This is a genomic window from Acetobacter oeni, from assembly GCF_011516825.1.
Taxonomy (GTDB): Bacteria; Pseudomonadota; Alphaproteobacteria; order Acetobacterales; family Acetobacteraceae; genus Acetobacter; species Acetobacter oeni.
Window position 1 is genome coordinate 59,042 of sequence record NZ_WOTA01000013.1, and the last position, 21,626, is coordinate 80,667.

General features: G+C 63.4%; 14 protein-coding genes. 10 read left to right on the forward strand and 4 right to left on the reverse strand.

The window, feature by feature from the left end:
• Positions 1-41: 41 nt before the first annotated feature.
• The 4 genes from GOB90_RS19670 to GOB90_RS10150 all read left to right on the forward strand — a co-directional run bounded on the left by GOB90_RS19670 (position 42) and on the right by GOB90_RS10150 (position 4,928).
• The gene (locus GOB90_RS19670; protein ID WP_206752474.1) at positions 42-1,358 is read left to right on the forward strand and encodes a murein hydrolase activator EnvC family protein; all 1,317 of its coding nucleotides are present in this window, start codon (positions 42-44) and stop codon (positions 1,356-1,358) included.
• Positions 1,359-1,618: 260 nt separating this feature from the next.
• The gene (locus GOB90_RS10140; protein ID WP_146888424.1) at positions 1,619-3,079 is read left to right on the forward strand and encodes a S41 family peptidase; all 1,461 of its coding nucleotides are present in this window, start codon (positions 1,619-1,621) and stop codon (positions 3,077-3,079) included.
• A gap of 19 nt (positions 3,080-3,098) precedes the next feature.
• Positions 3,099-4,415, forward strand: coding sequence for a divergent polysaccharide deacetylase family protein (locus GOB90_RS10145; RefSeq protein WP_146888421.1), 1,317 nt, complete (start codon positions 3,099-3,101; stop codon positions 4,413-4,415).
• An 18-nt stretch (positions 4,416-4,433) separates the two neighbouring features.
• Positions 4,434-4,928, forward strand: coding sequence for an RNA pyrophosphohydrolase (locus tag GOB90_RS10150; RefSeq protein ID WP_146888418.1), 495 nt, complete (start codon positions 4,434-4,436; stop codon positions 4,926-4,928).
• 125 nt (positions 4,929-5,053) lie between these two features.
• Here the strand turns inward: GOB90_RS10150 and GOB90_RS10155 are convergent, their stop codons facing one another.
• Both GOB90_RS10155 and GOB90_RS10160 read right to left on the reverse strand, forming a co-directional pair.
• A complete protein-coding gene (locus GOB90_RS10155; protein WP_242011928.1) occupies positions 5,054-9,319 on the reverse strand; it encodes a translocation/assembly module TamB domain-containing protein in 4,266 nt (1,421 codons plus the stop codon).
• Entirely contained in the window at positions 9,319-11,295 is a 1,977-nt protein-coding gene (locus tag GOB90_RS10160; protein ID WP_146888436.1) for an autotransporter assembly complex protein TamA, read from the reverse strand. The genes GOB90_RS10155 and GOB90_RS10160 overlap by 1 nt, the downstream gene beginning before the upstream one ends.
• Positions 11,296-11,589: 294 nt before the next feature.
• On the opposite strand from GOB90_RS10160, the gene GOB90_RS10165 reads away from it, so the two are divergent.
• The 6 genes from GOB90_RS10165 (at position 11,590) to GOB90_RS10190 (ending at position 17,983) form a co-directional block, all read left to right on the forward strand.
• On the forward strand, positions 11,590-12,645 hold the full coding sequence (locus tag GOB90_RS10165) for a lysophospholipid acyltransferase family protein (RefSeq protein WP_146888412.1): 1,056 nt from the start codon (positions 11,590-11,592) through the stop codon (positions 12,643-12,645).
• Positions 12,646-12,906: 261 nt separating this feature from the next.
• Positions 12,907-14,298 (forward strand): tRNA (N6-isopentenyl adenosine(37)-C2)-methylthiotransferase MiaB, encoded by a 1,392-nt coding sequence (gene miaB / locus GOB90_RS10170; RefSeq protein WP_146888430.1) that lies wholly within the window; start codon positions 12,907-12,909, stop codon positions 14,296-14,298.
• A gap of 86 nt (positions 14,299-14,384) precedes the next feature.
• Complete coding sequence (locus GOB90_RS10175) at positions 14,385-15,431, forward strand: PhoH family protein (RefSeq protein WP_242011937.1); 1,047 nt, start codon at positions 14,385-14,387, stop codon at positions 15,429-15,431.
• Positions 15,415-15,987, forward strand: coding sequence for an rRNA maturation RNase YbeY (ybeY, locus tag GOB90_RS10180; protein ID WP_146888409.1), 573 nt, complete (start codon positions 15,415-15,417; stop codon positions 15,985-15,987). Before GOB90_RS10175 ends, ybeY begins: the two co-directional genes overlap by 17 nt.
• On the forward strand, positions 15,969-16,922 hold the full coding sequence (locus GOB90_RS10185) for a hemolysin family protein (protein WP_146888406.1): 954 nt from the start codon (positions 15,969-15,971) through the stop codon (positions 16,920-16,922). The genes ybeY and GOB90_RS10185 overlap by 19 nt, the downstream gene beginning before the upstream one ends.
• Positions 16,923-17,200: 278 nt before the next feature.
• Positions 17,201-17,983 carry a siderophore-interacting protein gene (locus tag GOB90_RS10190; RefSeq protein ID WP_146888403.1) on the forward strand — a complete coding sequence of 261 codons (783 nt, stop codon included), beginning with the start codon at positions 17,201-17,203 and terminating at the stop codon, positions 17,981-17,983.
• 428 nt (positions 17,984-18,411) lie between these two features.
• Here GOB90_RS10190 and GOB90_RS10195 read toward each other — a convergent pair whose 3' ends face one another.
• On the reverse strand, positions 18,412-20,352 hold the full coding sequence (locus GOB90_RS10195) for a tannase/feruloyl esterase family alpha/beta hydrolase (RefSeq protein ID WP_173572033.1): 1,941 nt from the start codon (positions 20,350-20,352) through the stop codon (positions 18,412-18,414).
• Between the two features lie 138 nt (positions 20,353-20,490).
• Entirely contained in the window at positions 20,491-21,603 is a 1,113-nt protein-coding gene (locus GOB90_RS10200; RefSeq protein WP_146890991.1) for an NADH:flavin oxidoreductase/NADH oxidase, read from the reverse strand.
• Positions 21,604-21,626: the final 23 nt, after the last annotated feature.

A 21,626-nucleotide genomic window follows, 5' to 3' on the forward strand; every position in this document is an offset into this window, starting at 1 on the left:
ATGATTTAGCGGATTTTTGGCGGAAGGTTTTCTTCTGTGGCGTGATCGCGGCTGTGATGTGGTCCGCGCAGGCGCGTGGGAATCAGCGCGTCGCGACGGCTGGCCATCATGTTGCGCCGCATCATGCGGCGAAGGTCGCGCCGCGCTCGTCGGCGTCTCAGGCGGCGCTTGAAGCGGCGCGGACTCAGGAGACGGAATTAAGGCGTCAGCGGGATGAGGAGAAAGCCCGGCTGGCGGCGGCGCAGCATCTGAGTGTAGCGGATTCGGCCCAGGCCGCGGCGGATCGTCAGCGGGCGACTTCCCTTTCCGCCGCGACGGTGACGGCGGCGGGACAGTTGCAGGCGACGGAAACGAAGCTGGCGATCCTTCAGGAAGAAACTGACAGGCTGCATGACGAGCAGGGCATGCTTCGGGCTGACCTGGATGCGGATGCGCGGGCGCTGGCGCCGATCCTGCCTGTGGCGCAACGCCTGTCGCTGTATCCGTCTGATACACTTCTGACCGGACCGCTTTCGCCGCAGGAGGCGGTAACCGGTCTGCTGGTTGTGCGGGGACTGTCGAAGACGCTGGAGAGCCGGGCGGAGGTTCTTCAGCGGCATCGTCAGGAACTGGCGGCGCTGGACCATGATCTGGCGGGACGGATGGCTGAGATCGGCACGGTTCAGGAGACTCAGAGCCGGCAGCAGCAGGCTCTGGCGGCGCAGGCGCGGGCGGCGCGTGATGCCCAGCTTCGTTCCAACGCGGCGGCGCGGCAGTCGGCGGCGCATGTATCGCAGGAGGCGGCGCGGACGGCTTCGTTACAGGCGGCGATTGACCGGATTGTGGCCACGGAGGCGGCGGCGATGGCGCAGTTGCAGCGTGAGGCCGAGGCGGCGGAACGTGTCCGGAAGGCCAGGCTTGCCGAAGCGGCGCGGCGACGGGTTGTTGTGCAGCGTGCAAGCGGTGGCGGGCGGAGTGTCCCGGCTGAGCCGGCGGAGGATGCATCCGTGCGCGGCGAACGTCCCGGGGGAGGAAGTGTTGTGGCGGGCCGGCTGATCAGCGCCTGGGGCGAGCAGACGGAGGCGGGTCCGGCGACGGGCAACACCTATGCGGTTGCGGGCGGAACGAGTGTGCGGTCGCCCTGTTCGGGGACTGTGGAATTTGCGCAGCCGTTTCGCAGTTACGGACAGATGCTGATTCTGAATTGCGGGCGGGATTACCGGTTTGTTCTGGCCGGGCTCGGGGCGCTGGATGTGGCGACCGGGCAGGCGCTGACGAAGGGCGCGGCGATCGGCGCGATGCCTGGCGGCGGGTCCGCGACGTTGCTTGTTCAGGTCCGGCACGGGCAGAAATCCGTCAATCCGACGCCGTTTTTGTAAATCCGCTATGAAGGGTGTGTGAGATCAGGGGGCTTTTGCCTGCGCAGTTTTTCTGTGAATAGTCGGGACGGAAATTGTTCGGATCGTATGATAGGAGTTCCGGGATGGTTTCCGGCGCAGCCGATAACGGTTAAGGTTGCTGTTTAGCGGGATGGTAAGACTTGCCTCCGATCATCCGTGTTCGGACGGGGCGATTCGTGCTGAGAGATGAGGGACCTGCCGGTCGTACGCAACGATGCGGCATGAGGAGACGAGACCGTATGACATTTCGCACTGGCCTGCTGTTCGGCGCTGCTTTCCTGACCGGGATTGTGGCGGGTCCCGGCCTTGTTCGTGTTGCTGAGGTGGGAACGGGTTCGTTTATGTTTGCCGCTTATGCGGACACCCTGCCTGCGGTGGCTGCCCCGGCGAACAGTCATGCCGAGACTTACCGGCTGCTGACGCTGTTTGGCAGCATTTTCGATCTGGTTCGCGCTAACTACGTTGATCCGGTTTCTGACCGTGATCTGATCACCAATGCGCTGAACGGAATGCTGAGCGGGCTTGATCCGCACAGTTCCTACATGACCGAAAAACAGTATGCGGACATGCAGGTTCAGACTACCGGCAAGTTTGGCGGGCTGGGTCTGGAGGTTCAGGGCGAGGACGGGCATGTCCGGGTTGTGTCGCCGATTGACGGCACGCCGGCATGGAAGGCCGGGATCAAGCCTGGCGATTATATCGTGGCCATTGACGGGCATAATATCGATGGCAGTCCGCTGAACGATGCCGTTGAGAAGATGCGTGGCAAACCTGACACGAAGATCACGCTGACGATTATCCGGCCCAAGGCGGCGAAGCCGCTGGTGCTGACGATGACGCGTGAGATCATTCATATCGAGGGCGTGAAATCGGTTCTTTACGACAAGACCGGTTATATTCGCATTCCGCAGTTTACCGAGGACACGTCGGCCGAGCTTCGTCGGGAATATGAGAAGCTGACGAAGCAGGCGGGTGGCAGGCTGACCGGCGGCCTTGTGATTGATCTTCGCAACGATCCGGGCGGGCTGCTCAATCAGGCCATTGATGTGTCTTCGTCTTTTATCCGCAATGGCGAGATTGTCTCTACGCGGGCGCGGCATCCGAAGGACAGTCAGCGCTGGGATGCCAAAGGCACGGACATGACGGACGGGCTGCCGCTTGTAGTGCTGACGAATGGCGGCTCGGCTTCGGCGAGTGAGATTGTGTCGGGTGCGTTGCAGGATCATCACCGGGCGGTGCTGGTCGGGACAAAGACATTCGGCAAGGGCTCGGTGCAGACGATCATGCCGATCCCGGGCAACGGAGCGGTGCGGCTGACGACGGCGCGGTATTATACCCCGTCCGGACGGTCCATTCAGGGGCTGGGGATCGCGCCGGATATTGTAGTGAAAGAGAGCCGGGAAGAACCGGTGTTCAGTATTCGCGAAGCGGATCTGTCGCACATCATCAAGAATCAGGGTGGCAATCAGACGAAGCCGCCTGCGCGGGACGATCTGCCGGCCATTGCGTCGAAAATTCCGGATCAGCCACCGGCGAACTGGCCGACCTATGACATGACGAAACCGGCTACGGACTTTCAGTTGCAGGAAGGCTTGCGGGTGGTTCGCAACATGGCGGGCGTAGCGGCTCCTGATCCTGTCGCAGGGCTGCCGCCCGCGCCTTCCGCCACCGCGACAAAGAGCGAGGTCTCCCATCACTAACGACGAGTCTGATCAGGCAGTGGCGGATACGACGCCCGGTTCTGAGGCTGGCCGCCTGTCCACCGCCTCTTTCTGGCAGCGGTTGCCGTCTTCGGGCCGTCTGTTCTTCAAGTTCTGGGGGGGCGTCTCGCTTGTTGCGCTGCTCGGAGCGATTGCGCTGCAGGAATTGTCGGCGCTGCACCGGTCCGGGCATGTGCCCGCCGCGACTCTGCCGAAGGTGGCTGCCGGCAAGGAGCAAGCGCCGGTCGGGACGGCTTCGCCCGCGTCTGCTCCTGTGCAGACTATTGTGAATAATGGTGATCCGGACTCGATGTTTCCGCCGCCTCCGTCCGGGGTGCATGCAATTCCCGCACCGTTGCCTGCGCTGCTGGAGCCGGCGCCGGGAGAGCCTGATCACAGTCTTCCAAAAATCGGGGCGGACGGCACGAGTCCGGGCAAAGTCTATGCGGCAGTGGTTCCGTCTGTTCCGGCCGGCAATGCGAGGATTGCGATTTTGCTCGACGGGTTTGGTCTGGCGGAGGATCTGAGCCGGACGGCCGTGCTGAATCTGCCGTCCGTTGTGTCTTTCGCCATTCCGGCCTATGCGCCGGCGCGACAGAGCCTGCTTAACGGTGCGCGTGAATACGGACATGAGCTTTTTCTGTCCCTGCCCATGCAGCCTTCGACCGCGCCTCTGGATGATGAAGGCCCTCGTGCGCTGGGTTACGACCATACGACAACCGTGGACCGGGATAATCTGTTGTGGGCGCTCTCCCGCTTTAACGGGTATGCGGGCGTTACGAATGCATTTTCCGGGCTGGATGGGGATGCTTATGCTCAGTCTCCGGACTTCCGGATGGTTTCAAAAGAGCTGAATTCGCGCGGGCTGAACTATCTGAACGCAACGCCGGAAACTTCGTGGCTTGGACCGGTTGCGGGTGAGAACGCGTCGATCACGCTTGATACCAACGCGGACAGCACAGGTGTGGACGGACAACTGGCACATCTGGTGACGATGGCGAAGAGTTCCGGTCAGGCGATCGCCGTGGCCGGCCCGATGCGTCCGGTTCTTCTGGACCGTCTTGCGGCATGGAGCCGGACTCTGGCCAGTCAGGGCGTGACGCTTGTTCCGGTGAGTTCCCTGGCCACCAGTGCCGCTCCGGTGACTGCGCCGTCCGGTCTGGCTCAGGCTGTCCAGATTTCCGGCACGGCACCGTTACCGCCGGCTCCGCCATCGTTTAAGACGCCGGTCAGCCCGGCATCCTCTGCCGTAACGGAAACACCACTGGAGCCACCGGCTTCGGCACCGTCTGCGGCGCCTGTTTCTGCGTCTGGACCGGCGCAACATAACAACTGACCGGGAGGCGTGACTGCTATGGCCGATGCTTCTGCCCTTCCCTACCGGCGAAATGTCGGGGCTGTCATTTTCGCTTCGTCGGGGCGGATATTTGTTGCGCGCCGGACGGATATGCCCGGTGCCGGGGGCGGGCCGGATGAAGGTGTCTGGCAGTGTCCTCAGGGCGGGATTGATGACGGGGAGCAACCTGACGTCGCGGTTCTGCGCGAGGTTCAGGAGGAGACGGGCATGACGTCACTGACCAGGCTCGGTGAGTATCCGGACTGGCTGAGTTACGATCTGCCGGATCATCTGATTGGCAAGGCGCTGGGGGGCCGGTTTCGCGGGCAGACGCAGAAATGGTTTGCGCTGCGGTTTACCAGTGATGAGAGCGAGATTCGGCTCGATCTTCAGGCGCATCAGGAATTTGATGCCTGGAAGTGGATTGAACTTGCGGAGCTGCCACGTTTGAATGTTGGTTTTAAGAAGCCGGTTTATGAGAAGCTGGCTGTGGCGTTCGCACGGTTCGGATAGTATAGCAATCCATTACTTTGATGTGGTCGTTCCTGTTTAATTATTCTGTGTTTTCCGGTTTTTACACAGTTTTCCTTTAGAATTAAGTGCTGATGCCGGTTTCATGCCTGCCTGAACGGCTGGCTTCAGTACCGATATTGCCAGAGGAGGCCGACGCTGCTGCCGGGGTCGTTTTCGGGCGTTGTGAAGCCGGTGACGTTGCCGCCGGTGCCGACTGTTGTGTTGAGTTTCAGATGTTTGGTGAGATCGACCTGGACCTGGGCCTGGGTTCCGGAGCCGGAAGTGGCCTGTTTGGCACCGACATAGACGCCTTTCATGACGTATTTTCCGGCTTCGATACTGGCGCCGCCGTTTCCGACACCAGAGCCGCCGCCGACGGCCAGGCGGTCGAGACCGAGGGTTTTGCGGACGGTGCCGAGGGGGTCGAAGCCTGAGCCGCCGGCGAGTGTGGCGAGGGCGGCACCGATTTCGGCCATCTGCGCGGTCGAAAGCGAATGGGAGTCCGTGCCGAAGAGCAGCATGGCGAGGATCTGATCCTGTGGCAGTTGCGGAATTGAGTCGAAGGCGATCTTCGGGCTGCTGGCGTATCCGGTGACTTTCAGCATGGCAGTCTGACCCTCGACGCTGCGGTCGGCTTCGAAATCCAGGCTGGGGTCCAGCTTGTGGCTGATGCCGGTTCCGTTAAATCCGACCTGTCCGCGCGTGAAATTCAGGGTGACGCCGCCGAAGCTGAAGAGACCCCGGCGCATATCGAAGCCGCCTTCGATGGCAGGTGTGGCGGCGGTTCCGCCGATATGGAGATTACCGGCCATTTCGGCGTCGAGACCGTGGCCGCGCACAAAGAATTCGCCGGGTGAAGTCAGTTTCAGGTCGAGACCGATGACGCGGCTGGTTGTTTTTTCGGTTTCGTCCGGTTTTTTGTCTCCGGGCCGGATGACATTGAGCGTGGCGACGGAGGACGGCATCGAGTTCGGGATGTTGATTTCGACATGCGGCAGCGTGATCTGGCCGGCGACATCGACGCGGGTATCGGCCTGGCCCTTGACGGCGATATCGGCGTTGATCAGGGCGGTCAGCAGATCGCTGGCGATGGGCTGGGCTTTATTCGCGGTCAGGTGCAGATCGACCGGCATGCCGGGTGCGAAAGCGCCGACGCTGCCGCTGAGATTGATGGTGCCGTCTTTACCGGCATGGGCGACGAAGGACCGGATGACCAGGCTGTCATGCTGCGCGACGATGGCAGCTTCGATATTCTGAAGATGGAGGCCCTGAGCGAAATCCTGGATATCGCCGTTATGCAGCGTGACGTTTCCGGTCGCTTCCGGGCGGGTGGTAGTGCCGGCGATATTGAGGGCGAAGCTGACCTGGCCGAGGGCCTGTCTGCCGCTGGCGCCGAGCATGGCGTTGGCGAGGGAGAGATCCAGATTGCCGTGGGTTTGCAGGCCGATGGAACCGGTTTTCGAGGTCGGAACGGTGCCGTCGGCTTCGATGTTCAGTTTCGATCCGGCATTGGCGCGGGCATTGATGCGGGCGATGGTGCCGGCGAGATCGGCGGTGGCGTCGATCCGGGCGGGCGGGAGTGAGGCGGCGTCGCCGGTGGTCATATGCAGGTCGCGCCCGGTGAGGGACACGTTGCCACGGGGCGCATCGAGGGTGCCGCTGAGTTTTGCGTCGGCGGAAAGGGTGCCGGCGGCATGGAGCGTGGGGACGAAGGGCTGAGCGAGGGCGGGTGTGACGTTCTTCACCGAGGCGGTGAGGCTGAGCGCGGGCCGGACAGTGCCGGCGAGGTCGATCGATGCCGGGGTGACGCCTTTCGGCGCGACGGTGGCGCGGAGGTGATCGACGCCTGTGGTTTTCCCCCAGGACACCGTTGCCGGGGACTGAAGCAGGAGATTTTCACCTTTGGCGGTGGCGGTCAGGCGGCTGATTCTGACGTTCTGAGCCGGAATATTTGCGACGGCGGCGAGATCGAGCGTGCCGGGCGCGCCGTAGAGGTCGGAAAAGCGGGCCTGAGCGGTGGTGGTCAGGGCGGTTTGCGGGCCTTTGACGGTGGCGTTCAGGCTGCCTGCGACCGAGGGAGCGGCGACTCTGTCGAGAGCGAGGGTGAGATCGGCGCCCGGAGACCCCTCCGGGTCGGTGATGGTGCCTGTGAGTTTGATGGCGCCGACGCTGTAGGGAGCCATGGCGGCGGTGCCGGAGACATCGATTTTTGCCCGCACCGGAGCACTGTCAGTGGCGGCGGTGGTGTTGAGGGACGCCGCGAGTGTGCCGGAGACGGGCTGGCCGATGAGATTGCGCAGGTCGGCGAGGCGGGCGACGCGGAGGGCGAGCGTGCCGAGCGGGATTTTCCGTTTTGCCGGGAGATCGAGCGTGCCGGCACCGTGGACACTGTTCCAGTCGAGTTTTGTCAGGGTGAGGTACCGGTTGCTTTCGGCATCCTGGGCGAAGGTTGCATCGAGGGCGAGCGGGGCGCGGTCGATGGTTCCGTCGGCGGTGACGTGGCCCTGGGGAAGGGCTGGCAGATGCGCGATGTCGGCGTCGAGCGTGACCGGGGCTTTCGGCATGGTGGCGGTGCCGAAATCACTGGCGAGGCGGGCTTTGGCGGCGAAGTCGTCGGCGGGACCGGTGGCGGTCAGATCCAGTTTCGCGGTGCCGCGCAGGGTTTTCCCGACGGCGGCGAGGTCAGGCAGGGTCAGGCTGGCCCGGGCATCGAGAGTGGTGTTGCTGCCTGCCTTATCGGGGCTGTTTTTCTCGCGGGTTTTTTCGGCGGACTGGGTGGCGGTGCCGTCGGCGGTGAGGTGGAGGGCTTTTCCGTCCAGAGCCAGGGTGTCGAGATGGATTGTGCGGTCGCCCTGCCCGCTTTCCCGCATGGTGGCGTGCGCGGCGAGTTTGCCACTGGCACCGATGAGTTTGACGGCCTGTTCAAGACCGCTGAGCGCGGCGATGTCACCGTTCAGGCTGAGCGTGGTGGTGTCACCGGGATGAGCCGGGTCGGATTTATCCGGCAGGGCGAAGGTGGCGGTGAGGCCGGCATGACCGCCGAGTTTCTGGCCGCCCATGGCGGCGAGGGGCGCGAGATCGGGCAGGGTCAGCTTCGCGTTGCCTTTGACGGCGGGTTTTGTCGCGGTGTCGGCCTCCAGCGCGAGGAGCGGATGGGTGACGGTGAGGGTGGCGCGGCGGGCCGGGTCTTCAGGGGCGTAGGTGGCATCGAGCAGGACGGGGGCGGAGGCGAGCAGGGTCGGGTTGCCGCCGGGGATGCGGAGGCCCGTGGCGGACGCGTGCAGATGCAGAAGGTTGATCTGATCGCCCTGCCCTATTCCGTCGAATGTTGCGTTAAGGGCGCCGAGTTGCGTGCTGCCCGCGACGACGCTGTCCAGGGTGAGAGCTGCTGTGCCGGCGGGCGCGGTAAACGGGCCGCTGAGTTTCGCGGTGAGGCTTGCGGCCTGCCAGCTCAGGTTCGGGCCGGGCGTCATGGCCGGGGCGGTGAGGTTTGCGGTGATATCGGCGGTGCTGGCGAGGAGATTCAGTTTGCCGCTGATGGCGGCGGAGATGTTTCCGGCGTCGGCGTTCAGGTCCAGCGCGGCGCTGTCGGTGGGGCCGTTCAGCGTCATGGCGAGGGCGACGGGCGTAAGGTCCGGCATGTGGGTCATGCCGGCGACGAGGCCATCTTTGCCGTCCTGGGCGTGGAGCTTCAGATTGACGTGTTTCGCATCGGTTTTTGCGATGAGGTTCAGGGTTCCGGCGGCGTCGAGGCGGGTCAGGTCGATGACGATGTCGGAGGCGGGCAGGTTTTTGAAGGACGGGTTGTTGAGCAGGGCATCGAGGCTCGGAAGCGTGGCGTGGCCTTTCAGGGCGAGCACGGCGGGGATGCCGGCGAGCGGCGCGCCGACTTCGATGCGACGGGCCTCGACCTTGCGGACATCGATGGCGAGGCCGGTTTTCGTGGGGCCGGTGGACGGGGTGGCGGGTTGATTCGGGTCCGAATAAGGCAGCCGCGGGATGGCGAGGCGATCGGCGCTGACGAAATCGACGCGGGCGGTGCGGGCGATCATACGCAGGGGCGACCAGTCGAATTCGAGATTGTCGATGGTCAGCCAGACGCCTTTTGTGTCGCGCAGTTCGAGACGCGCGAGGTGGAGCGCGTCGGGGAAGCGGCCTTTGAGGCCGGAGATGACGACGGTTCCGCCGGTAAGCGATGCGGTTTCGCGTTCGAGGAAGTGGCGGCCGGGACTGACATTGGCACCGATGAGGACGATGCCGACGGTGAGCACGGCGAGACCGGCGACCGAGGCGACAGTGAGGCCTGCGCCCTTCGCTATTCGGCGGGGCCAGGAGCGGCGTGGCTTTTCCGGAGCGTCGGGTGGGGGGGGAGTGTTCTGATCCGTGGGCATCAGAAGGTTTCTCCCAGGCCGATATAGAGTTCCCATTTATCGCCGCGTGGCGGGCGGTTGAGCGGGACGGCGATGTCGAGGCGGATGGGGCCGATGGGGGTGAAGTAGCGGGCGCCCCCGCCGGCGCCGACGCGAAGGGTGCCATGGAAGGGGGCGCTGCCGGAGCCGACCTGCCCGGCGTCGATGAAGGCTGCCGCGCCGAAGCTTTTCAGGATTCGCTGGCGAAATTCAACGGTGCCGGCATCGAGCGACGTGCCGCCGATGGCATATTTGGTGCCGGCGAACTGGGGGCCGACCCCCTGGTAGCGGTAGCCGCGGATGGTTGCGGTGCCGCCGCCATAGAGGCGCTGATCGGGCGGGATGTCGAGCGTGGAGGCGCCCTGGACGCTGCCGACGATGGCGCGGAAGGCGAAGACGCTGCGTCCGGGTCGGGTCAGGCCGGTGCGGGCGAGATCGACATAGGTCGAGGCGTTGGCCTGGAGCAGGGCAAAGAAGGATGTGCCCTGATCGAAGGATGCTGAGGGCGTGGCGCTGAGGGAGACACGCCAGCCGCGTGTGGCGGGCAGAAGCGGGGAGGCCAGGTCGGTATTGTCGAAGTTCGCGGAAACCGGGGCGAAGACCATCGTGTAGTCTCTGGTGATCCAGAACTGCTCGATTTTTTCCTGTTCGGCGGCGAGACCGTAGGAGATGTTCCAGTGCTGGTTGAGGCGGCGGACGATGCCCGCGCGGGCGATGAGGGCGGTCTGGCGGTACGAGTAGAAATCCTGTTTCAGGCCTTCGAGACGGAAGCTGGCGTTCTGGTGTCGTCCGGGGAAATCGGGCTTGAAGAGGTCGGCGTAGATGTCGTAGCCGAGGCCCTGCTGGGCGGAGCCGCCGAGGCCGGTGACGAGGGTGGTCAGGCGCAGGCGCTCGGCGTTGCCGAACAGATTGTAATGCGTCCAGGTGGCGCCGACCCGTCCGCCGAGATCGGTCGAGTAGCCGATTTCGGCGCCGACCGAGTGGCGTTTGGCTTCCTTGAAACTGAAGGTGAGCGGCATGGAGCCGTCGGGGGCGAGTTTCGGGGCGGCCTTGACGCCGACGGTTGAGAAGATGCCCAGGGCGGCGAGATCCTGACGTGCGCTTTCGATTTTCGACGGCTGATAGAGCTGGCCGGGCGCGACATTGAGGCGACGGTGGATGAAGGCCGGTTTTGTCTTGTCCAGACCTTTCAGGGCGATGTTGCCGATATCGGCTTTGGGGCCGATGGAGACCGGGAATGTCAGATCCAGGGTGCGGGTGGCCGGACGGAGCCAGGCTGTCGGGATATCGACATTTGCCAGCGGGTGGCCTTCCTCCTGGAGTTTGCCGGCGAGGATATCACCGGCGCCGAGCACTTTTGACGCGATGGCGGGGTCTCCGGATGTCAGGCCGAAAGCGGTTTTCTCGGCGGGCGAAAGTATGACGGGCTGCTTTTTATCGGGTGAGACCAGGCGGACGGTGCCGAGATGGTAGAGCGGACCGGGGCTGGCGGTGACGGTGACGGAGAGTGTTTCGCCGGTCGGGATACTGCCGAGCCATTGCGGGAGTGAGATGTCGTTGCCGTCGATCTGTACTTCGGGCGGGGCTTTGGCGGTTTTGGGACGCCTGACGGTAACGGTCACATGTCCTTCGTAATAGCCGAAGCTTTCGAGGGCGGTGGTCATCCGGGCGTATTCGCTGCGAATCCGTCCGGCGAGGGCGAACGGGCCGACGGCGTGGGTTTTTTGCAGGCTCAGGAGATCTGACGAGGCAGTGAGAGCGGCGTCGAGATCCGTGTTTTTCGTGGGTTCGATGGTGGTGGTGTAGGGCAGCGTCGGACCGCTCGGCGCGATTGTTTTAGTGGTCTTTTTTGCTTTGGCGAGCGCTGTCTGCGCGTGGAACGGGGTGAACGCGGTGATGGTCAGCAGGAGCGCGAGCGCGCCGGGCAATGGCCAGTCGCATTGCGGGCGGGCGGGCATGTCCCGCACTGAGAGCAGGGCTTCCGGCCGGAGGCGCTCCGGGGGCGAAACAGTGGTCCGCCGGCGGAATCCGGGAAGGGGAAATCGTCCTCTCATCAGGTTCTTAATGACATGAATAAGCGGTAAAGCGATGCAGGACTTTGCGAAAAAACCTTCTTTTCATACGATTTTTTATGTGTCTTTCCGGCGCGTTGTCGTCATCCGCTATTTGGGAGTATGAGAAAGCATGAATCTGGCTTTTCTTTGCCCGTGTCTGACGGCGGGCGACATGATGATGCGGCAGTCGGGGTTTTCATGAAGGTCCCTCTGCTGAAACGACGCACTCCGCCTTTCAGGATTGATCCTGATGAGCTGGACCGGGTTGATATTCGCGAGCGCGAGGCGGCGGAGCGCAGCCTGTATCGTCGCGTGCGCGGCGCGGCGCGGCTGGCGGCGATCACGGTCTGGGTTCCGGCTTCGGTTGGTTTTGAAGCGTGTCTGCTTCTGGTTCCGGGGACGGCGAAGATTCGCTGGACGCGCGTGATCTGGGGCGTGATCTGCAAGCTTCTGTCGCTGAAGATCAATGTCATCGGTCGGCGCGCGGGCACGGTTGGCGGCGCGAAAGCGCGGGCGCGTGGCGATCGGCCGGTGATCTATGTGTCCAATCATTCAAGCTGGCTGGACGTGCCGGTTCTGGGCACCATTCTGCCGTCTGTTTTCGTGGCCAAGGGTGATATCGAGCACTGGCCGGTCATGGGGCTTGTCTCGAAGATCGGCCGGACGATTTTTGTGAGCCGGCAGCGTAACACGACGGGGCGCGAGCGCGATGAGATGATTTCGCGTCTGGCCGGGGGTGATAATCTGGTGCTGTTCCCTGAAGGGACATCATCGGACGGGTCCCGGGTGTTGCCGTTCATGTCGGCCTTTTTTGCGATTGCCAAGCCGCCGCGGCTGCGGGGCGTGGACCCGCAGGAGATGGGTGTTACGTTTCCTCCCGGCATGGTTCCGCTGATTCAGCCGGTGTCTCTTGTGTACGACCAGCTTGACGGGCTGCCCATCAGCAAAGCGCGGCGTCCGGTCTTTGCGTGGTATGGCGACATGGATCTCGGGCCGCATCTGTGGCAGCTCGTGAAATGGCGGTCGATGCGGGCGTCGGTGTTGCTGCATCCGCCACTGGACCCGGACGATTTCCCGAGTCGGAAATCGCTGGCGCAGGCGACATGGCGCGCGGTGACGAACGGCGCGGCGGAACTCCGCCAGAATGAGGTGCCAGCGGTGCCGGAATGGGAGCTGAAAGCGGCCGGGCCGGCATCTGTCACGCCAGGAAGTGATAAAGCTTCGCTTGACAGGACTCGTCCGTCTTTTGCCTGATACAGTTATGTCGTGTGACCCGGGCTGGCCGGGTTTTGCGGCTCTTGTGAGGAGATCGGTTCTGGCTGGTTTCTGCGTTTCCGTATCCGATGGTGCGGGCTTTTTCGAAGCCGGTTTTTTTGCCGTGAACCGGGCGAGGTCTTGACCGGTGGGCCCGCAGATACGATTCCTCCGTTCCGTCGTCCGGAATGGTCCGGCGACATGCCGGAACGAGCCCGCCCTGTGACGACTGATTTCGCTTCCTCCTCCGAAACCCGGGATATGTCCCTCTCCCCTGTTGCGGGAGTCGGGAAGGCGCGTCGCGGACTGCACATGATCACCTGGGGCTGCCAGATGAATGTGTATGACAGTGCGCGGATGACGGATGTGCTGCGCCCGCTTGGTTATACGCCCGTTGATAATCCGGCCGATGCCGACATGGTTATTCTCAACACCTGTCATATCCGGGACCGGGCTGCTGAAAAGGTGTTTTCCGAGCTGGGCCGGCTGCGGGTGATTAAGGACGAGCGCAGGGCCGAAGGGCGGGAAACCGTTCTGGCTGTGGCGGGATGCGTGGCGCAGGCTGAGGGCGAACAGATTCTGAAGCGCGCGCCTTATGTGGACATTGTGCTCGGGCCGCAAACCTATCACCGGCTGCCGGAGATGGTGGCACGGGCGGCGCGGGCGGGCGGGTCCGTGATCGACACCGATTTTCCGGCCGAGCAGAAGTTCGACTTTCTGCCTCAGGACGCGGCGCCTCAGACGGCGGGGAATGTTTCTGCGTTTCTGACGGTTCAGGAGGGCTGCGACAAATTCTGTTCGTTCTGTGTCGTGCCTTACACGCGCGGGGCGGAGGCGAGCCGTCCGGTGGTGTCTGTTCTGGCGGAGGCGCGGCGAATGGTTGCGGGCGGTGTGCGCGAGATCACGCTGCTGGGGCAGAACGTGAATGCGTATCATGGCGAGGGACCGGACGGCGGCGTGTGGGGGCTGGCGCGTCTGGCTTATGCGCTGGCTGAGATTCCGGGGCTGGATCGTATTCGCTACATGACGTCTCATCCGCGCGACATGGATGATGCGCTGATCATGGCGCACCGGGATCTCCCGGCTCTGATGCCGTTTCTGCATCTGCCGGTGCAGTCGGGCTCTGATTCGATCCTGAAAGCGATGAACCGGGGGCATACGGCGGACGATTATCGCCGCTTGGTGGATCGCCTTCGCGAGGCGCGGCCGGATCTGGCGCTGTCTTCGGACTTTATTGTCGGACATCCGGGCGAGACGGATGAGGACTTTGAGGCGACGATGCGGCTGATCGGCGATGTTGGGTTCGCGCTGGCCTATTCGTTCAAATATTCCGTTCGTCCGGGCACGCCCGCGGCCGGCGCGCCGTTGCAGGTTGCCGAGACGGTGAAGGATCAGCGTTTGCAGGCGTTGCAGGCGTTGCTGCGTGAACAGCAGGATGATTTTAACGGTTCCGTTGTGGATCGTGTGGCACCTGTGCTGTTCACCGGACGCGGGCGGAAGCCGGGCCAGATGGTCGGGCGGTCGCCGTGGTTGCAGGCCGTTCATGTGGACGGATCTGACGATCTGGTTGGCACGGTCTGTCCTGTGCTGATTACGACCCGGCTCAGCAACTCGCTGGCCGGACATCTCATCGAGGAGTGCGCGCTCGCTTGACCCAACTGTCAGCCACCGGAACCTCGCATCCCCGCACCAGGGGCTCTCATCCTCTTACCGGAACGGGGGCGTCGAAACCGACGACCCTGCAGTTCGGCGACAACGCGTTACTGGCGCAGCTTGTTGGCGATCATGACAGACATCTGCACCATCTGGAGGAAGCACTCGGGGTCCGCCTGACGCGACGGGGCAATCGGGTGGCGGTGAACGGCGATCCTGGCAGGGTCGCTCTGGCGCAGTCGGCACTGACGGCGCTTTATCGACGGGTTGAGCGTGGCGGGACGATCGATACGGGCGAGATCGACGCGGCGATCAGGCTTTCGGACATTCATGCGGCGCTGCGCGACCGGAGTCCGGGAGGGGCGGAGGAGATGGCCGCGCCGGGCGACGGTCCCGGCACGGCTCTGATGATGGCCGATCTTCCGGCGATCCGCACGAAGCGCGGCGCGATCGAGCCGCGCTCAGCGGGTCAGGCGGCTTATATGGACATGCTGGCGCGGCAGGAGATGGTGTTTGGCGTGGGGCCTGCCGGCACGGGCAAGACGTATTTGGCGGTGGCGCAGGCCGTTGCGATGTTGCAGGCGGGTCAGGTGGACCGGATCATTCTGTCGCGGCCCGCTGTTGAGGCTGGCGAGCGGCTTGGATTTCTGCCCGGCGATATGAAGGACAAGATCGATCCGTATCTGCGGCCTCTTTATGACGCGCTGCATGATATGATGCCGGGGGATCAGGTGATCCGGCGGATGGCGACGGGTGAGATCGAGGTGGCGCCGCTGGCGTTCATGCGCGGGCGGACGCTGGCTCATGCTTATGTCATTCTCGATGAGGCGCAGAACACGACGCCGGCGCAGATGAAGATGTTTCTGACCCGCATGGGCAACGGGACACGCATGGTGGTGACGGGCGATCTGAGCCAGGTTGACCTGCCTTCGGGCACGGTCTCGGGGCTTCAGGATGCGCTGAATACGCTTGAGGGCGTTCAGGGCATTGCCGTGAACCGCTTTGACGCGAGCGATGTGGTGCGGCACAGACTGGTTGCGCGCATTGTTGATGCGTATGATCAACGGAAGACGGCGGAAAGGGACACGTCCCGCAACAGGTTCCGCCGGGAGCAAAATGGAACCACCAGGTAGTAGTATCGGTCGCGATCGTCCGGACGCGACAGAGAGCGACCCTTCCCCGCGGAACGGGTCGTTCCCCTCCCCTTTTTTCGATGGCGGGGAGAATTCAGAACCGGAGAGCGATGGTCCTGAGATCATCGTTCAGGACGCGCGCTGGCGGGCTTTTGTGCCCCGGGCGGAAGCGATTGTCAGGCGTGCCTGCGCGGCGGCCTGTCTGCAAACGGAAGCGCCCGTTCCCGAGACGATCATTCTCTCTTCCGACCGCGTTGTGAAGCGGCTGAACGCCCGGCATCGCGGACGCAACAAGCCGACGAATGTTCTGACATTTGAGCCGCCGGCGGGTTTCCCCGGTGGCGAGATCATTCTGGCGCTTGAGACGGTGCGGCGTGAGGCTGAGGCCGCGCATCGTCCGGCTGCCGATCATCTGGCGCATCTGGTGGTGCATGGGGCGCTGCATCTGAACGGGCATGACCATCATGGCGCGGGCGAGGCCCGGCGGATGGAGATGGAAGAAGCCCGTGTTCTGTCGACGATTGGTGTTTCCAACCCATGGAAGCCACGGACATGAGCGCTTCTGAGAACGGTTCGTCGGGCGAGAGGCCTGACGGGAACGGGCGTGGCAAACGGGGATTGTTTTCCCTGTTCGGGCGCAAGCGCGAGCAGGGGCTGCGACATTCGATCGCGGCGCTGGTTCAGGAGGCGGCTGACGCCGGAGATTCCGGGGACGAAGCGCCGGAACTGGACCGCCAGGAGCGGGCGCTGATTGCGAATGTTCTCCGGTTGCGGGAGACAAGCGCGGACGATGTGATGATTCCGCGGGCGGACATTGTGGCGATGTCGGCGGATATCAGTCTGGACGATGCTCTTGCGATGATGCGGCGGGAGAATCATTCCCGCATGCCGGTTTATCGCGGCCAGCTCGATGACATTGTTGGCATGATCCATGTGAAGGATCTGATTGCCTATCTGGGCACGAGCGAGGCGTTTACGCTGGAGCCGCTTTTGCGTCAGCCGCTGATGATTGCGCCACAGATGCCGGTTCTGGATCTGCTTCTGATGATGCGGCAGCGGCGGATGCATATGGCGCTGGTGATTGATGAGTATGGCGGGATCGACGGTCTGGTGACGATCGAGGATCTGATCGAGACGATTGTCGGCGACATTTCGGATGAGCATGACGAGCCGACCACGACGATGATCGTGGAGCGTCCGGACGGGTCTTATGACATTGACGCGCGGTGTCCGGTGGAGAAGTTCGAGCAGGTTCTCGGGCCGATCCTGACGGAGGCGGAGCGTGAGGCGGAGATTGAGACCATTGGCGGTCTGGTCTTCCGGCTGGCGGGGCATGTGCCGACGCGGGGTGAGGTTCTGACCCATGAGGGCGGGTTTGTGTTCCGGGTACTGGATTCTGACGCGCGCCATATCCGGCGGGTGCGGGTGCGCAAGACGGTGACGGAGACTTCGCCTGGCGATGCCGGCGCGACGGCGGGCAGCGGGAAATAGGGTCTGGCGGTGACAGCAGGAAGGTCCGGAGCATCTCTTCTCCCGGTTTCTTCCGGCCACGTTGCCAGGGTGGCTCGCTCTCTTCGGTGGGGACATCATTAAAATTGACATCAGAGACGGATGCTGTTTTTCATTATGGTGTGTGGTGTGGCTTTCGGGCCGCGCTTCCGTAGGCGTTAACGTGAAACAACGCGCAGAAACCAGCAATTTGCGGTCTGGCTCTGTGCGTCTGTGGGTTATTTGCAGTCGCTGGTGCTACCCGCCGGAAGGACTTGCAGATGAGTTTGACTTCGATTTTCCCGACAAAAAACGTACCGGAAATCCGTCGTATCCGGCATGAGCTGAAGCGGCGGACGCTGCGTGTAATTTCGGCTGAGAGACTGACGCCGCACATGGTCCGGGTGACGCTGAAGGGCGATGATCTGGATACGTTTGTCAGCGCGTCGCCGGACGATCATATCAAGGTGTTCATACCTGGCCCGGGTGGCGAGCCGGCCCGGCGGGATTACACGCCGCGCCGGTTTGATGCGACGCGGCGCGAACTGGTGCTTGATTTCGTGAGTCATGAAGGCGGACCTGCCGCAGCCTGGGCCAGAGCGGCGCGGCCCGGGGACCGGCTGGATATTGGTGGCCCGCGCGGGTCTCAGGTGATTACCGGAGAGATCGATCAGTGGGTGCTGATTGGCGATGAGACGGCGTTGCCGGCGATCGGACGCCGGGCAGAGGAGACGCCGGCGTCTGCGCGGGTGATTTCGGTTGTGGCGGTGCCCGGCGCTGAAGACGAACAGGTTTTCGCGACCGTGGCAGACCATGAGGCGCGGTGGGTTCATCGTCCGCTCGAAGAGGCTGACAGGGCTGAAGCGGTTCTTGAGGCACTGAAGACGGTCGAACTTAGTCCCCGGACATTTGTGTGGGTAGCTGCTGAAGGGACTGTTGCACGGGCGGTGCGGCGGTATCTGCTGGAGGAGCGCGGCCTGGACCGGCAGTGGCTGAAGGCTTCGGGCTACTGGCTCAAAGGACGGGCGGATGCGGCGGTGAAGGATTTTGACTCTGAGGGGTGACGGCCTCCCTGCCCGCTTCTGAAAAATTCCGGCGGAACAAGATCATGATATGAGACGGGCTGGCGATGTTTTTGCGTCGGGCCGTCAGCTTTTTGCCATTCTCAGACGTCATTCTGTCACGTTTCGGATGATCTGAAACGTGACAGACGCTGGTATTAAGGGCGATGAGGCTGCTTTTGCTGCCCGGGTGCTTCCGGGTGCTGTCTCCGTCGGGAATGTGAGTCGGTTCACGGCACGATGCGCTGTTGCGGCGTTATCAGGGGCGCCGGAGATAATCTGCCGCACATCGATTTCGGGGGGACTGATAATAACCTGGCACCGGAAACGACTGCCGGGATTCAGAATCTTTTCTGAATCCTTCGGGCTGTTTACGGATGAGCAGCCCCTCTGTTGTACGGGTTTGCTTACTGCGGTCTGACCAGCGGTTGTTATTTCGGCGCGTCCGCCGAGGTGGTGAGCTGACCGTCTTTCACAGTGTAATTTTTCTGGAAATCAGGGGCGATCAGATCGGAGCCATACCAGGAGATTGTTGTCGGTTCGGACGCGACGGGGTCTGGCGCGGCAACGTAGCTGGATGCGCTTTTCGGATCACCTTTGCCGCTGTATCGGGCGATAAGCGGAAACGGATAAATCGGGCGCGTGGCCAGCGCGGTCTGACCGGCTATGGCGTAGGGCGCTCCGCCGGGGGGCGCGCCTCGCGGCCCGCCGCCGCGTCCGTCGGCGCCGTTGGGGGCGGCTGAAGAAGACATATGCCCCGTTGTGGGAGGCATATCGCCGGGTGTGGGCATGTGTCCGAAAGACGGTTTGCCGTCTTCTCCTGGAACGGGTCCGCCGGGCGGGCCACCCGGAGGCCCGCCCAAAGGCCCGCGACGTGCCGGAACCTGCCCGGCGGTGATACTGGCGGGGGCTTTTCCGGCTTCAACCCAGGTCATCAGCGCCTGGAGGGTGTCGATCTGGCTGAAACCGTCGCCGCCTCCGCAATGTTCGGTGCCGGGGAGCATGAACAGGCGCAGGAAAGCATCTGTGGGACCGGCGCCCATCTGGTTGCGGACGCCTTTATAGTAAGCGACTGAGATCATGGGGGCGATCGAGGTATCTGACCAGCCATGCCACATGATCAGTTTGCCGCCGTTGCCCGCGAAAGCGCGGAGGTCTGTACTGGTGGCGTCATTCAGCGGATGGAGGGCGGTGACGCGGCTGAACTGTTCGGTGGTGAACGGGTAACGGGCTGCATCGGAATCCGCCGGAACGGGGTTTTGGAGGACAACGGGGGTCATGGAGCGGATCATGCTCACTCCCATCATCCGGCCATTGGGCTCAGCGGGGACGAAAGCGTCCCACCCCATTTCGGAACCGGGCTGGACGCCGCCGGGGAGGAAGTGATGTCCGGCGGTATCGGTCGGGCCTTCGTAGAGTCTGGCGACGACGCTCCATTCTTCCGGTGTCAGGCAGCGGGTGGTATCGGCTGCGCCTGTGGGGCACCTGACCCATTCGGGTCTGACGTGACAGGCGCGCGGGTCGGTGAGCAGGCCGTCCCTGGTGCCGTCGAGCATGTCGCAATGGTCGATGACGGCGGCGTGGAGGACGGGGAGTTTGCCGGCGAGGAGGATGGCGGTGCCGTCGGCGCGGCGGTTCACCGTTGGACCCCAGGCGTGGTAGAACGAGTTCTGGACCTGAAACAGCATGGCGGGGGCGCCTGCCGAGATGCCGTTGAAATCCTGCGGGTATCGCTGAGCTTCCATGAGGGCTTCGCGGCCACCGTCCGAACAGCCCGAGAAATAGCTGTAGCGTGGTGTCTGCCCGTAATAGGTATGGATCAGGGCTTGTGCGTATTGTGCTGTCAGATGGTTGGCGCGGTAGGCGAAGTCGATGCGCTTCTGAGGATCGGCTGCGAAGGCCCCTTCATCGGGGCTGCCCATTTTGCCCTTGTGACCGAGATCGCTGGCGGCCACGACGAACTCGCCGTTCAGGGCCGGGGCGCAGCGGGAGGCGTTGCCGATGCTGGCGTTGATCATGCCGCACAGGCCGCCGCAGCCTGATTCGACGAAACGCTGAGTCCATCTGTCCTGTGGCAGGTCGATCTCGAAGCCGATGCTCGGAGCAATAATGCCGGTGACGTGGCAGAACGTGCCTTTCGCGGTTGTCAGGGCTTTGCTCTGTGCGGTGACGCCGGCGCCTTCGACTGTTGCGGGGGTGGCTGCGGCGAGACCGGAGCACTCCGTGACGGGTTTGACGACGGAGAGTTGTGACGGGGCGCTGTTTTGCGCATGGGCGATGTTCGCTGATGCGAGAATGGTGCTGGTGGCAAAAGCGATTTTCAGAAGGGGGAGTGAAAGGTGTCTGGCTGAAATGGCAGAAGGCAGCGTCATCGTATCCTCTGAAAATCGGCAGTCCGGGCCGACCGGCGCTGCAAGGGCATTTCCGGGATCGAGAAAAGCGCATTGCAGCGGCCGTGGGAAGTGATGGGGCTCTTTTGACGGCGAGTCAGTTGTGCCCGATTGTAACGACTATTTCAGCTGCGGCGAAAGGAACAGTTCTCTGAGAGTGTGCGGCTGGCAGCGGAGGTACTGATCCGGGGCTCTGATCCGTGCGCCGAGATGGGCGGCGGCGTGCCAGGGCCAGCGGGGATCGTAGAGGATGGTGCGGGCCAGGGCGATAAAATCGGCGTCTCCGGTGGAGACGATGGCTTCGGCCTGTTCGAAGCCGGTGATGAGGCCTACGGCGATGACGGGCATATCTGTTTCAGCTCTGACGGCGCGTGCGAGCGGAACCTGGTAGCTCGGGCCGACGGGGATTTCCTGTTTCGGGCTGAGGCCGCCGCTGGAAACGTGGATGGCAGCGCAGCCACGGCTTTCCAGGGCTTTGGCGAGAGCGATTGTCTGGCTGATGTCCCAGCCGCCGGGAACCCAGTCGGTTCCGGAGACGCGGACGGTGACGGGGCCGTCGGGAAAGGCCTCGCGGATGGTATCGAAGACTTCGAGCGGAAAGCGGAGGCGGTTCTCCAGGCTGCCACCATATTCATCGGTGCGCTGATTGGAGAGTGGCGAGAGAAACTGGTGGATGAGGTAGCCGTGAGCGGCGTGAAGCTGGACGGCGTCGATGCCGAGCCTGGTCGCGCGTTTCGTGGCGGCGGCGTATGCGGCGCGGAGGCGGGTCAGATCCGTTCTGTCGAGGGCATGGGGCGGGGTGGTACCTTCGGTGAAGGGGATCGCGGACGGGGCTTCGGTCTGCCAGCCGCCGGGGAGGCCGGGCGGGATGTGTTTTCCGCCTTTCCAGGGGATTTCGACAGAGGCTTTGCGTCCGGCATGGCCGAGCTGGATGGCGACGGGGATGTCGGAAGCGGTGCGGATGCCGTTCAGGACGCGGGCCATGGCTGTTTCGGTGGCGTCGTTCCAGAGGCCGGCATCGTGCGCGGTGATGCGGCCTTCCGGGGTGACGGCGGTGGCTTCGATCGTGAGAATGGCCGCGCCGGAAAGGGCGAGATTGCCGAGATGGATGAGGTGCCAGTCGGTCATGCAGCCGTCGATGGCGGAATACTGGCACATCGGGGCGATGATGATGCGGTTGGTCAGGGCGAGCGCGCCGATTTTCGCGGGTTCGAAGAGTGCGGGTCCGGGCATGGGTTTCTCCTGTCGGTGGTGAG